At 67.6% G+C, this 13,801-nt stretch carries 8 protein-coding genes; 1 reads left to right on the forward strand and 7 read right to left on the reverse strand.

Going from position 1 to position 13,801, the window contains the following annotated elements; genetic code table 11:
* The coding region (locus tag FGL98_RS25320) for a hypothetical protein (RefSeq protein WP_222432054.1) at positions 1 to 274 on the forward strand (274 nt) is incomplete at its 5' end.
* A 33-nt stretch (positions 275 to 307) separates the two neighbouring features.
* On the opposite strand, the gene dxs is transcribed toward FGL98_RS25320, so the two are convergent.
* From dxs to FGL98_RS07590, 7 genes are all read right to left on the reverse strand, one after another.
* Positions 308 to 2,176 carry a 1-deoxy-D-xylulose-5-phosphate synthase gene (gene dxs / locus FGL98_RS07560; protein ID WP_146316160.1) on the reverse strand — a complete coding sequence of 623 codons (1,869 nt, stop codon included), beginning with the start codon at positions 2,174 to 2,176 and terminating at the stop codon, positions 308 to 310.
* A 93-nt stretch (positions 2,177 to 2,269) separates the two neighbouring features.
* The gene (locus tag FGL98_RS07565; RefSeq protein ID WP_146316161.1) at positions 2,270 to 3,355 is read right to left on the reverse strand and encodes a DUF1648 domain-containing protein; all 1,086 of its coding nucleotides are present in this window, start codon (positions 3,353 to 3,355) and stop codon (positions 2,270 to 2,272) included.
* On the reverse strand, positions 3,352 to 3,759 hold the full coding sequence (locus tag FGL98_RS07570; RefSeq protein ID WP_146316162.1) for a GntR family transcriptional regulator: 408 nt from the start codon (positions 3,757 to 3,759) through the stop codon (positions 3,352 to 3,354). The genes FGL98_RS07565 and FGL98_RS07570 overlap by 4 nt, the downstream gene beginning before the upstream one ends.
* A 109-nt stretch (positions 3,760 to 3,868) precedes the next feature.
* Positions 3,869 to 5,212, reverse strand: a complete 1,344-nt coding sequence (locus FGL98_RS07575) for a C39 family peptidase (protein ID WP_146316163.1) — start codon at positions 5,210 to 5,212, stop codon at positions 3,869 to 3,871.
* A 355-nt stretch (positions 5,213 to 5,567) separates the two neighbouring features.
* Positions 5,568 to 8,243 carry an aconitate hydratase AcnA gene (acnA, locus tag FGL98_RS07580; RefSeq protein ID WP_246136425.1) on the reverse strand — a complete coding sequence of 892 codons (2,676 nt, stop codon included), beginning with the start codon at positions 8,241 to 8,243 and terminating at the stop codon, positions 5,568 to 5,570.
* 85 nt (positions 8,244 to 8,328) lie between these two features.
* Positions 8,329 to 11,835 carry an adenylate/guanylate cyclase domain-containing protein gene (locus FGL98_RS07585; RefSeq protein ID WP_146316164.1) on the reverse strand — a complete coding sequence of 1,169 codons (3,507 nt, stop codon included), beginning with the start codon at positions 11,833 to 11,835 and terminating at the stop codon, positions 8,329 to 8,331.
* Between the two features lie 30 nt (positions 11,836 to 11,865).
* The gene (locus FGL98_RS07590) at positions 11,866 to 13,551 is read right to left on the reverse strand and encodes an MFS transporter (protein ID WP_146316165.1); all 1,686 of its coding nucleotides are present in this window, start codon (positions 13,549 to 13,551) and stop codon (positions 11,866 to 11,868) included.
* Positions 13,552 to 13,801: the final 250 nt, after the last annotated feature.

A 13,801-nucleotide genomic window follows, 5' to 3' on the forward strand; every position in this document is an offset into this window, starting at 1 on the left:
CAAGGTGAAGGTCTCCGGCGTCGGCGGGATCCCGACCGGGATCAAGGCCATCGTGCTCAACGTCACCGAGACCGCACCGACCCAGGCGGGCTACGTGACCGTCTACCCGGACGGCATCACCCGGCCCACAGCATCCAACCTCAACTTCACCAAATCACTCACCGCACCCAACCTGGTGCTCGTGCCCGTCTCGTCCACCGGATACATCGACCTCTACAACGGATCAACAGGCTCGGTCCACCTGATCGCCGACTGCTTCGGCTACTACCACTGACCCAGGACGCATCCCGGCCGGCGGCTGCCCAGGTCAGCCAAGTCGACCGATCAGCTCGGTAGCCACGACGTCCGGAGTCAGTCCGATCTCCTCCAGCACCTGAGCCCGCGATGCGTGCTGCAGGAACTGCTTCGGTATGCCGAAGGTGTGCACCGGCATCTGCACGCCGGCGGTGCGCAGCGCCTCCGCGGTGGCCGCTCCGACACCATTGGTCACCAGGTTGTCCTCGATGACCACCAGATGTCGCGCTTGCGAAGCCAGAGCGACCAGGTCCGCACTGATGGGCAGCGCCCATCGCGGGTCCACCACCATGGTCGAATGACCCTGCGCCTCAAGCTTCTCCGCGACACCTAGGGCAGTCGGGCACATGGATCCGACGCCGACGATCACGACCTCCGGGCCGTCCTCGGTGTCGTGCAGCACGTCGAGCACGCCTTCTTGGCGCACCGCCGCGAGCGGCTCCGCGACGTCGCCCTTCGGGAAGCGGATCACGGTGGGTGCATCGCCCACGTCGAGCGCCTCACGCAGCTGGGCCTTGACCTGCTCGCCGTCGCGGGGAGCGGCCAGCCGCAGGCCGGGCACGATCGAGGTGATCGCCATGTCCCACATGCCGTTGTGCGACGCGCCGTCCGAGCCGGTGACGCCGGCCCGGTCGAGCACGAAGGTGACGCCCTGGCGGTGCAGCGCGCAGTCCATGAGCAGCTGGTCGAACGCCCGGTTCAAGAACGTTGCATAGACCGCCACTACCGGGTGCATCCCGCCGAACGCCAAACCCGAGGCCATCGTGACCGCGTGCTGCTCCGCGATGCCGACGTCGAAGACCCGCCGTGGATACGCCTTCGCGAAGGCATCGAGTCCGACCGGGATCATCATCGCGGCGGTGATCGCCACGACATCGGGCCGTTCCGCGCCGATGCGCACCATCTCGTCGCTGAACTCATCGGTCCAGATCCGGCCGGAGACCTCGAACGGGAGCCCGGTCTCCGGGTTGAACTTGCCGATGCCGTGCCACTGGTCGCCGTCGACGTCGGAGACCGCCGGGTAATATCCGCGGCCCTTCTGGGTGATCACATGCACGATGCACGGCGACCCGTAGGCCCGCGCCCGCATCAGCGCACCCTCCACCGCCTGCTCGTCGTGCCCGTCGACCGGACCGAGATACTTGATGCCCAGGTCCTCGAACATCCCCTGCGGCGCGACGATGTCCTTGACGCCCTTCTTCACCCCGTGCAACGTGTCGTAGACCATGCCGCCGACCACCGGAGTGCGCTTCAGCGCGGTCTTACCCCAGTCCAGCATCCGCTCGTAGTTGCGTGTGGTGCGCAGGGTGGCCAGGTGGTCGGCCAGCCCGCCGATCGTGGGCGCATACGATCGCTCGTTGTCGTTGACGACGATGGTCAGGGGCAGGTCGCGCTCCACCGCGATGTTGTTCAGCGCCTCCCACGCCATCCCGCCGGTCAGTGCGCCGTCACCGATGATGGCCACGGTATGCCGGCCCGGCTCGCCACTGAGCACGCGCGCCTGGGCGATCCCCTCGGCCCAGGACAGCGCCGTCGAGGCGTGCGAGTTCTCGACGACGTCATGCACGGACTCGGCGCGGCTCGGATAGCCGGACAGCCCACCCTGTTTCTTGAGCTTGCTGAAGTCGTGCCGACCGGTCAGCATCTTGTGCACATACGCCTGGTGGCCGGTGTCGAAGACGATGGTGTCGTGTGGCGAGTCGAAGACTCGGTGCAGCGCGATGGTCAGCTCGACGACCCCCAGGTTCGGACCGAGGTGACCGCCGGTCTTGGAGACCGATTCCACGAGGAAGGTCCGGATCTGCGTGGCGAGCTCATCGAGCCGATCAACAGGAATCTTCTTGAGGTCCGCCGGTCCCCTGATGCCGTCGAGCAGTCCCACAATGCCGCCATGCCTTTCGTCGGTTAACTCCCTGAGTCTAGGACCTAGACGTCTGGCACCGCCCACAGGTTGCCGTAGCGCCCTCCTGACGACCTAGTGGCCAACTACCGAGCTCACCACCGTGACCACGACGATGAGCAGGACGAGCCCGGTGACGATCTGCCCCGCCCGGTGGCCCAGGTTGATCGTGTAGCCGATCCCCTGGCGCTTCGGCACAAAGAGGGCGGGATCCTCTCTGTTGACGTAGATCAGGCCGGCCTTCCAGTAGCGGTCGTCATCGGGCGACTCCGCCGACCGGCCGGACGAGCCCGCACCTGGGCGCTGCAAGCCGATGGCGCGGAGGACGGCCCACCCGACCACGGCGAGGATGAGCACCATTCCGCTGACGAGCACCGGCGTGAGCGCCCACGACGTCACGCGGAAGTAGATCGCCAGGCACGCGCCGCAGATCGTGGCGCAGCCCACCAGGGCGATCACCCCCAGGGCACGCGTCACGAAGGCGCGTTTGCGGCGTGCCCGCTCCCCGGCGTGGTCCGGGTCACCGTCGGGGTACTGCCGCTCGGGAGCGACGAAAGTGACTCCCATCAGCCCGAGGAGGAGCACGATCACACCGACACCCCCGATCAGCGGGCCGAAGACGCTGATCATCGACTTATCGGCGTACTGATCCGGCGTTCCGGCGAAGGTGAAGTGGGTCGGTATGCGGGCCGGCAGGCTGTCGTAACGCACTGCACCGGCCGCAGCGCTGCCCAACAGCAGCACGAGCGATGCGGCATACCAGCCGATCTCCACCCTGGACGTCCACCGCTTCGGCTCCGTGTCCGACGTCACCGCGCCTCGCAACCGCACCGGCACCTGGTCGTACCAGCCCTGTCGAGCCTTGGCTCGCAGAATCGGCTGTCGCGCCCAGACGAAGGCTGCCGCCGCCAGCAGCACGACCGCCAGCGGGGCGATCGCCATGGTGGAGTCCGCACCCAGCGCCACCACGAGGCCAGCTACCAGCACGCTCGCGGCGACCACGAGCTTGCGGAAGCGGCCGATCGCGCGGCGCACCACCGGGTCGTCGACCTTGTCCGAGGGCACCGCGACTCCCAGTGGGACGGTGCGCCTCGACATGACCGGCGTGAGCCAGAGGCACCCACCAAGCACCAGGACCAGTCCAACCGCGAACCACTTCATGACTCCCCCTCTACCTTCGGCTGATGTGCCGCGAATCCATCAAGAAGACCGCGACATTCGCTGAGGATCCGATCCGCGTCGAACCCATTCGCGCGCGCCTCCGCGAGCAGCGTCAGCATGCGCCCCTGCCAGTCCGTGAAGGTCTCCTCTCGGACCTCGGACCCGCCGTCGCGGGCGATGACCGAGCCCGACCGGCGACTCGTCCGCACGAATCCGTCCCGGCGCAGCAGGTCGTATGCCTTGACGACCGTGGCCGGATTGATGGCGAAGGCTGCGCTCAGCTCTCGCACAGAGGCGAGCAACGAGCCGTCGCGGAGCTGCCCGCGAGCGATGCCTTCGACGATCCGGTCACGGATCTGTTGATAGATCGGCACCGGCGACAGCGGGTCCAGCTCGATGTCCATGACAACACCCTCCGCAACTGTATCACCTGTGTTAGTAATAGTAATACAGTTGCGGAGGGTGTCAAGGGCGTTGCCCCGCGCGGTGCGCCGACTCAGCGCGGGCTCTGGATCACCAGTTCGCCTCGCGTGGCGGCCGGGGCAGACGCATCCCCGATGGGTGGATCACATAGACGGTGCCGCCGCTGCGCGGGACCCACACGTTCTCGAACTGCTCCCGCTTGTAGACGGTGCGCACCTGATCGTCCGAGGCGATCAGGTGACTGGCCGGGTCGTTCATGACGACGTCGCCGTCCTTGGTGAAGCCGACCAGGACCATCAGGTGACCGTCGGTGCTGTAACCCGCGCCATCCAGCTCGGAAGACTTGAACGACACCGAGGTCACCAGCGGAATCCCGCTGGCAATGAACGCTTCGGCCTCCCGCAGGCTGCGCAGGCGGGTGACGAAGCCCTCCAGCCCGAAGCTGGCGGCATACGCCGCGTTGAAGGGCCAGTTGCCGCATCCTTCATAGGTGTAGTCGTAGGTGTTGCGGGCGGCGTAGGCGACCTGCGGGTCGGTCATCGGCTCGACCCAGGACAGCTGGCTTCTGGACGGCCCGCGATGCCAGTAGGCGACCACCATCGAGGTGGAGGTCGGCGAGCACCAGGCCTCTCCGCCGTTGTCGTACTGCGGGTACTGCCCCTGGTGCAGCTCCTGGGAGTAGGTGGGGACGTCGAGGGTGATGGCCCGGCGCAGGCCCGGCGCGCTCACCGGCACGGTCGGGTCGCCCGGCAGCGCCGACGAAACTGCACCGAGGAAGCGGACGGTCGGCGTGAGGTCACTGCCGGCCGGACGCATCAGCTGAATCCGCAGCTCGAGGTCGTTCAGCGTATGGGCGCCCTCCAGATGCAGGGTGTCCGTCCAGACGGTCGCGATCTCGGTGCCCTGCCCATCGACCGAGGTGCGGTTGATGGCGCCGCCCGCCTGCACGTCGTCCCGTGCCCAGCGGCCAAGGATGAACCACCCGGTCTGCGTGCCCGACTCGTCCCACCCGCGCACATTGACCTCGATCCAGGTGCCCTTCGGCGTGTCCACGTCCCACGAGCTGATCAGCTCGGTGAGCCGGAACGAGTTACGCAGCACCGGAGAGGTCCAGGTGCCCACGTCATAGGTCACCGGTTGTGCACCCGCGGCGAAGGGGTCGGTGTAGGTGCGCTGGGCCGTGGGGTGGTGCAGCACCAAGCCGCCGGATCCCGTCCGCGTGCCGCTCCGGTGCCCGTGCGCGAAGCCGCTCGGCCCGCGAAAGGTGTGATATTCGATGTGCCGGGGTGCGGCTGTGGTCCATGCCCGGGCCGGCGCCGCGACTGCGTGCGGTGCGCCGAGCGCGAGGGCACCACCGGCAGCAAGGCCGCCCCCGATCAGCTGCCGCCGGGTCAGCTCGGGCAGGTGGGCGGACAAGCGAGAGGTGTCAGACATTTTCATCTCCATAGCTCCGAGGTAATTCCTCATCACCAGTCAACTACGCCCGCCTCCGACGTGGTGCGAAACGAGGTGGCGCGTTTGCACGGGCGCCGATGCTCGGACAGTCCGTCGGGGCGGCTTCGTTCATCCCGGCCCGTGCGGATCCCTGCCGGCGAGCCAACCAACCAGCAGCTGCTTGATGCCGAGCGTGAGGAACGCCGACACAGGCGCGGGCGGTGATCGGCGACGTCGACCTGGTGTCTTTCGGCGCCCGCCGGCGCCGGCTGACTGGGTACGGAGCAGACCAGCAGATCGCGAATGCCCCGGCCTACCGGTGCGGTAGGGCGGGGCATCCGGATCAGCTTGCGGGTCAGGCGTTCTGCTTGACCAGCGACCGCAGGACGTACTGCAAGATCCCGTCGTGCCGGTAGTAGTCGGCCTCTCCGGGGGTGTCGATGCGGACGTCGGCGTCGAACTCGACGGCGTCGCCGCCCTCCTTGGCCGCCGTCACGTGCACCGTGCGCGGGATCCCCCCATCATTGAGCGCGGTGATGCCGGTGATGCCGAAGGTCTCGGTGCCGTCCAGGCCGAGCGAATCCGCATTCTGGCCCTTCGGGAACTGCAGCGGCAGCACTCCCATGCCGATCAGGTTCGAGCGGTGGATCCGCTCGAACGACTCGCAGATCACGGCGCGGACGCCGAGCAGCAGGGTGCCCTTGGCCGCCCAGTCGCGCGACGAGCCGGAGCCGTACTCCTTGCCGCCCAGCACGACCAGCGGGATGCCGGCCTTCTGGTAGGCCTCGGCGGCGTCAAAGATCGTGGCCTGCTCGCCACCGGCGAGGAAGTTGCGGGTGAATCCGCCCTCGACGTTGTCCAGCAGCTGGTTGCGCAGCCGGATGTTGGCGAAGGTGCCGCGCACCATCACCTCGTGGTTGCCGCGACGCGAGCCGTAGGAGTTGAAGTTCTTCCGCTCGATGCCGTGCTCCTTGAGGTACTTCCCGGCCGGGCTGTCGCCCTTGATGGCGCCCGCGGGGCTGATGTGGTCGGTGGTCACCGAGTCGCCCAGCTTGGCGAGCACCCGTGCACCGGAGATGTCCTTCACCGGCTGTGGGTCCTTGCTCATCCCGTCGAAGTACGGCGCCTTGCGCACATAGGTGGAGTCGTCGGACCACTCGAAGCGGTCGCCCTCCGGCGTCGGCAGCGACTGCCAGCGCTCGTCGCCCGCGAAGACATCGGCGTAGTCCTTGATGAACATCGACTTGTTCATCGAGCTTGCGATCGTCGCCTCGACCTCCTCCGGCGCCGGCCAGATGTCCTTGAGGAAGACATCGTTGCCGACGGCATCCTGACCCAGCGCGTCGGTCTCGAAGTCGAACGACATCGTGCCGGCCAGCGCGTAGGCGATCACCAGCGGAGGCGATGCGAGGTAGTTCATCTTCACATCGGGGTTGATGCGGCCCTCGAAGTTGCGGTTGCCCGAGAGCACTGAGACGGCTGTCAGGTCGTGCTCCTGGATCGCCCGCGAGATCTCCTCGTTCAGCGGGCCGGAGTTGCCGATGCAGGTTGTGCAGCCGTAGCCGACCAGGTAGAAGCCGAGCTTCTCCAGGTAGGGCCACAGGCCCGCGGCCTCGTAGTAGTCGGTGACGACCTTCGAGCCGGGGGCCATCGACGTCTTGACCCACGCCGGGACCGTGAGGCCCTTCTCGACGGCCTTCTTGGCGAGCAGCGCGGCGGCAAGCATGACCGACGGGTTGGACGTGTTGGTGCAGCTGGTGATCGAGGCGATCACGACGGCGCCGTCCTTCAGCCCGAACGCCTTCCCATCGGAGTCGGTGACCTGGACCTCCCGGAAGTCGCCCTCGACACCGTAGTTCTTGATGTCCAGCGAGAATTTGTCCTTCGCCTCAGACACGATGATGCGGTCCTGCGGGCGCTTCGGGCCGGCGATCGAGGGCACCACGGTGCCCAGGTCGAGCTCGAGGCGCTCACTGAAGCGCGGCTCCTGGTCAGGGCTGTGCCACATCCCCTGCTCCTTGGCATACGCCTCGACGAGCGCGACCTGCTCGTCCGGGCGGCCGGTCAGGCGCAGGTAGTCCAGCGTGACGTCGTCGATCGGGAAGATCGCGCAGGTGGAGCCGAACTCGGGGCTCATGTTGCCGATCGTGGCGCGGTTGGCCAGCGGCACGGCGGCAACGCCCTGCCCGTAGAACTCGACGAACTTGCCGACCACGCCGTGCTCACGCAGCATCTGCGTGATCGTCAGCACGACGTCCGTTGCCGTTGCACCAGAGGGAATCTCGCCGGTCAGCTTGAAGCCGACGACGCGTGGGATGAGCATGGAGACGGGCTGGCCGAGCATCGCGGCCTCGGCCTCGATGCCACCGACGCCCCAGCCGAGCACACCGAGGCCGTTGACCATCGTGGTGTGCGAGTCGGTGCCGACCAGCGAGTCGGGGTAGGCCTGACCGTCGCGGACCATGACCGAACGGGCCAGGTGCTCGATGTTGACCTGGTGCACGATGCCGGTGCCCGGCGGGACGACCTTGAAGTCCTCGAACGCGGTCTGGCCCCAGCGCAGGAACTGGTAGCGCTCCTTGTTGCGGGTGTACTCGATCTCGACGTTCTTCTCAAAGGCGTCCGGGCGGCCGAACACGTCGATGATCACCGAGTGGTCGATGACCATCTCGGCGGGCGCCAGCGGGTTGATCTTCGTCGGGTCGCCGCCCAGGTCGGCAACGGCCTCACGCATGGTGGCCAGGTCGACGACACACGGCACCCCGGTGAAGTCCTGCATGATCACCCGGGCGGGCGTGAACTGGATCTCGACGCTCGGGTCGGCGTTCTCGTCCCACGCGGCGAGCGCATTGATGTGCTCGGTGGTCGTGTTCTTGCCGTCCTGCGTGCGCAGGAGGTTCTCGAGCAGCACCTTCAGGCTGTAGGGCAGCGACTCGGTGCCCTTCAACGCATTCAACCGGTAGATCTCGTATGAGGTGTCCCCCACCTTGAGGGTGCCCTTGGCTCCGAAGCTATCTATGCTGGCGCTCACGCCGACTCCTTCGTCCATCATCCAATTTATCTTGACGTCAAGATAATGATGTCATACCTGCGTTCCCGTCGCACTATAGGTGCACCTAACCTGCCGTGGCCGGCTCCAGGTCGGCCAGCCACTTCGTCGCGCCGATCGAGGCGTACACCTCTCGGGCCGACTGCAGCAGGGGTCGGGCTTCTTCGCTGCGCCCCTGGGCGTTGAGCCAGCCGCCGAAATCGGCCCGGCAGCGGGCCCCTTCGACCACACCGTGCCAGGCGTCGTACGCCGTCAGAGCGTCCCGGAAGGCTTTTTCGATCTCAGCGGGGTCCGATTCCTGGCGGATGCCGACCTGCGCAGCCAGGTGGCGGCGGTGGCCCTGCAGCGACGTGGGCAGGGTGGCGAACAGGTTCCCGTCGACAAGCTCGGTCATCCGGTCGAGCGCCGTGTCATCGCCCGCGACCAACGCGGCTTCGACCGCCCGCGGCCAGAAGACGTGGAAGTCGTCGTAGACCCCAGACTGCGTGTGCGCGTGCTCCAGCCCGTCAATCGCTCGCTGGACCGCAGTGGGCGCGTCGCCCCGGTCCAGAGCGCACACCGACTCCGCCATTGCCCGCCAGGCCAGGTACGCCGCGTCATCCTGCCGCGGTGGCGCATTCGAGTCCCAGGAGAGCAGGTGCGCCTCGCCCCGAGCCCGCGCGACCAGCGCCCGACCATACTCCACCGCGACTACGCTCACCTCCTCGACGAGCGCTTGGCTGTCCATCAAGTCGATCGCGTCGGTCCACTCACCGGTGGCCAGCAGCGCGAGGATCAGGTTCGCCTGAGAGACGCTCATCCACAGTTGCACGCCGGTCGACTTCGCGACGTCCACCGCTTCCCGGCCGAGCTCGGTCGCCTTGACTGCGTCGTCGCCGTTCCAGTCCGCGGTGAGGTTGGACAGCGACCGGGCGAGGCTGGGTGTGTCGTGGTGGCGCCGAGAGATCGCGGCAGCATCCTCCTGGAGCATGCGGCCCATCGCCCGGGACCCGACGTGCATGTACTGCGTTGCGAGGCTGTTGCAGCTCTCCGCAATAGCGGCCTCGTCGCCGGCCTGCTCGGCGAGCAGCACGCGCTCATCGACGATCTCGCGGATATCCATCGAGATACGGATCATCGATGAGGCCATCACCCCCGACAGGTCCAGCAGCACCCGCAAGGCGTCCTCGCGGCCCTTGAGCCGCTCATAGTGCGGCTCCGCGATCCGCACTGCTTCCTCGTTGTCGCCCGCACCCAGAGAGACGACAGCGGCAAGCACCGCCGCGGCCGACCCCGCGGCCACGTCGTCGCCGAGTCGCTCAAAGTCCGCCAGGGCGGACTCGGCGTAAGGCCGCGCCTCGCCGTATCTGCCGGAGTCCACCAGCGCGAGAGCCAGGTCCCTGCCGATGGTGGCGTGCTGGTGCGCGTCCGCGGCGCGCTCGAGTGCGACGCCGAGGTGGGCAGCGGCCTCGGCAGGCGCGCCAAGGCTGCGGGCCCGAGAGGCCGCCCGGGTGAGCTGCCGGATCGCGCGCTCGGTGAGCTCGTCGTGGTCGGCATCCTCGGGCACGGCGTCCAGCGCCGCGAGGTAGTGCTGGGCGATGATCGGAGCCAGCTCACCCACCGCATCGTCGACCGACCCCACCTGGTCGGCGACCGCCAGGTGGCTGGCCTTGCGGTCGCGTCGGGAGAGCGACCCGTAGGCGACCTGCCGCACGGCCGACTGGACGAACTGAAACTGCCCATGCTCGTTGGAGAACCGGTTCAGCTCCTGCCGAAAGACCTGTAACCGCACCAGACCGGCCACCACGCCGTCCAGGTCGGGAACGTCGACGCAAAGGTCTGCCAACTCCTCCAAGGCGAAGCTGCTCCCGACGACACTGGCCTGGTCGACCACCCGCCGCTCGTCGGTGGACAGCGTGTCCAGACGGGCCGCGATCAATGCCTGCAGCGAGGCCGGGGCGCCCACACTGGCCAGGTCCAGCGATTCGGGATCTGCCAGCACGTACTCCCCGTCCCGGAGCATCACCAGCCCTCGGTCGATCAGCGAGCGGACCGTCTCCACGGCGTACAACGGAATACCATCCGCCCGTTCCACCAGCGCCGCACGAACCGCGGGCGGTAGCCCCGCGACCAACCCGTCGAGGAGTCCGGACATGTCGCGATCACCAAGCGGCTCGACGTGCACGACCGTGGCGCGGTGGTTCGTGGCCAGCCCGGGATACCCCTCCAACAGACTGGGTCGGGCAAGCAGCACCACCAGGCAGGGGAAGCTCGCCGCTGCAAGCAGGTGCTCGAGGAAGGCGACCAGGCCGTCGTCGGCATGCTGGGCATCGTCGATGACGAGGACCACGGCGTGCGCATCCTCGCCCACCCTGCGCAAAAACGCAGTCCAGGACGCGAACAGGTCCTCACGCGGGAACGTGCCCGCCGAGCCGATGCCGAGCAGCACCCCGAGCCGCGGCTCCAGCCAGGATCGCTCCTCCGAATCGGTGACGTAGCGGTCAAGGCCGGCGCCCAACATCGTCGCCGGGTCCTCGTCGGCATCGTCGGGGCGCAGCGTGGACAACCGCGCACGGATCGCCTCGGCCAGCGCGAAGAAGGCGACACCTTCCCCATAGGCCACGCAACGCCCGCTGTGCCATCGCACGCTGGTCGACAGACCGTCGACATACTTCTCGAACTCCCAAGCCAGCCGGGACTTGCCCACGCCAGGCTCACCGGACACGATGAGCAGGGCCGGTTGCTCTGACTCCTCCGCGCCGTGAAACAGCTCCTTGATCATGCGCAGCTCCCGGTCTCGTCCGACCAGCGGCGCCTCGAGCCCATCGGCCCGCTGCACTCCCCCTACCCCGGCGACGACGGTGCGCACCGACCACAGCGGGACCGGATCGACCTTGCCCTTGAGCCGATGACTGCCCACATCGACGTAACTGATCGCCGACGAGGTGAGCAGGCGAGTGGTCTCGTCGACCCAGACCTGACCGGGCACGGCGACCGACTGCACGCGAGAGGCGGTGTTGACGGCGTCACCGGCAACCATGCCTTGCTGCTGCGCCCCGATCGTGACAGCAACCTCGCCCGTGACGATGCCTACCCGCATCTCCAGCTCGGGCACACCGACCTCGACGCCCATCACGACCAGCGCGTTGACCAGCTCCAAGCCGGCCCGCACAGCACGTTCGGCGTCGTCCTCGTGGGCAATGGGCACTCCCCAGACGGCCATCACCGCATCGCCGATGAATTTCTCGACCACCCCGCCATAACGCGCGATAACGCGCTGGCACCCCTCGAAATAGCGCGAGAGCAGCTCGCGGACCTCCTCGGCGTCCCGGGACTCGGACAGGCCGGTAAAACCAACCAGGTCACCGAACAGGACACTGGTCATCCGGCGTGAGGCCACCTGTGTAGTCGCGGTCGTCGGCGCGGCGGTGCCGGAGGCTTGACGCGCACCGCAGCCACTGCAGAACCGGGCACCAGGGACGACCTCGGCGTGGCAGGCCCCGCACGTCGCTGCGGCCAGGATGGCGCCGCACGCGAAGCAGAAGCGCGCCGCGTCGGGTTGCCCCGCCGCACCGCACGCCGGGCACGCCGTCATACCGCCTCCAGCCTGTGGCCCAGCCACATGTTAAACCGCAAGTCGACGTGCGACCACGTCTTCGGCCCTGCTTCGCCCCTCAGCTGTCCCAGCAAGCACCCCCAGGAAGTCGGCACGCTCAAGAGCCAGCAGCTTGGTGTCGCCGACCGCCGTGATCGTCGCAGTGCGCGGCACGTCGCGCAGTAGGCCTATCTCACCGAAGAACTCGCCGGGTCCCTCGCGCCGCAGCACCCGGTCGTCCTGGGTGACCTCGACCACGCCCGAGTCGATCAGGTAGAACCGGTCCGAGGCCTCGCCCGCTGAGATCACCACGTTGCCAGCCGGCACCTCGACCGTGACGACCTGGCGTGCCAACGACTCCAGCATCGGCGGATCGAGCGGCTCGAACAGCGGGATCGTGCGCAGCAGTGCGAGCTCGGGCGGCTCCCGCAGCCGAGCGTCGAGCCCCCTCATCCGGGCGAACCGGGAGAAGGCCAAGATGATCACGATGATGCTGGGCACGGCCAGCGTTGCCCGTAGCCCGAGCAGATGCACCAGGACCGGTGCCATGAATGCGCCTGCAGTCATCGAAGCCATCGACATGGACTCCATCGCGCCGTAGCCTCGCGACAGCACCTCGTCGGGGACGATCCGCTGCGGGATCGTGTCGAAGCCGACGTTCACGAACGGCTCGGCCAGGCCAACGATCATCAGTACCATGATCGCGGTCAGACGACCGGGCAGCGCCGCAAGCAGGAGCAGCGGCAGGCAGTATCCCAACACTCCTGACACCATGTCGCGGCCCAGGGTTCCCCGCGCCAGGCGAGTGAGCACCAGGGCGCCCCCGATCACGCTGCCGATACCCATGCACGTGTCCATGTAGCCGATCCCGCTGGGTCCGGTGCCCAGCATCTGGATCGCGATCAGCAGGGTGATCACGCTGAGGATGCCCCAGACGAACGTCTGCGAGGCGGCGAGCAGAGCCGTGGAGCGCAGGTCGCCGTCCTTGGCGACGACCCGAAAGCCGGCGCCTGCCTCTGCGACGAAACCCGACTTCTGCTCGAGCTGGGCCTGTTCCGGCGGCCGATCGGCCTCGGGGGGGCTCACGACCGGCTCGGCCCGCCGATCCTTGGCCACCCGCACGCCCAGCACGAGCAGGAACGACCAGGCGAACGTCGCGACGTTCAGCCAGAAGGTCGCCTCGACCCCGAACACGCCGACGAACACCCCGCCGAGCGCAGCTCCGGTGACGACGTAGGTGTTCTCCAGGATGCCACTGACCGCGTTTGTCGCGATCAGTTCCTCAGGATGGTCGACCAGCTGGGGGATCAGTCCAGCCTGGGCCGCCCGGAACGATGAGCCGGCGACGACCGCCAGCAGAGTCAGGGCGTAGACGACGAAGGACGGGGTGCCCAGCCCCACGCCGACCGCGGCCACGGCAACGAGCACGGCACGGGTCGCGTCGCTGCCCATCATGAACGCCCGCCGCGGCACTCTGTCCGCGATCACGGCACCGAGCGGACCGGCCATCGTCCTGACCAGGAATCGGACCGCCTGGAAGATCCCGACCGCGGTGACACCACCATGCTGGTAGGCGTAGACCGCCAACGCCGTCGCGTAGGACCAGTCGCCGATGCCGGAGCCGAAGAACGCCAGCTGCACCCTGCGGAGGTTGCGGTTGCGAAGCACCTTGCGGACCGACGCCAGCGAGTCCTTGACTCTCGGACCGGCAGCCATGCGCGCCCCCCTCTAGGGTCCCCTCATACGCAACATAGTCCGCATGGTGGGCTCTTGGCGCCTATATTGCGGCTGGACCTGGTGGAGGCGGCGGTGTCGAGATGTAGCCAAAATTAGCCAGACGTCGTTAGTCATTCTCGATTGTTACTGATGTCGGGTACTTCGCTTCATAACGTTATGAGGCCAGATTGTTGCGCCAGGCCGCCGGACTGAGTTGAGGGCCCGTGATGCTGCGAACCGTGGTGAACCA

Source organism: Leekyejoonella antrihumi (genome assembly GCF_007845645.1).
GTDB lineage: Bacteria > Actinomycetota > Actinomycetes > Actinomycetales > Dermatophilaceae > Leekyejoonella > Leekyejoonella antrihumi.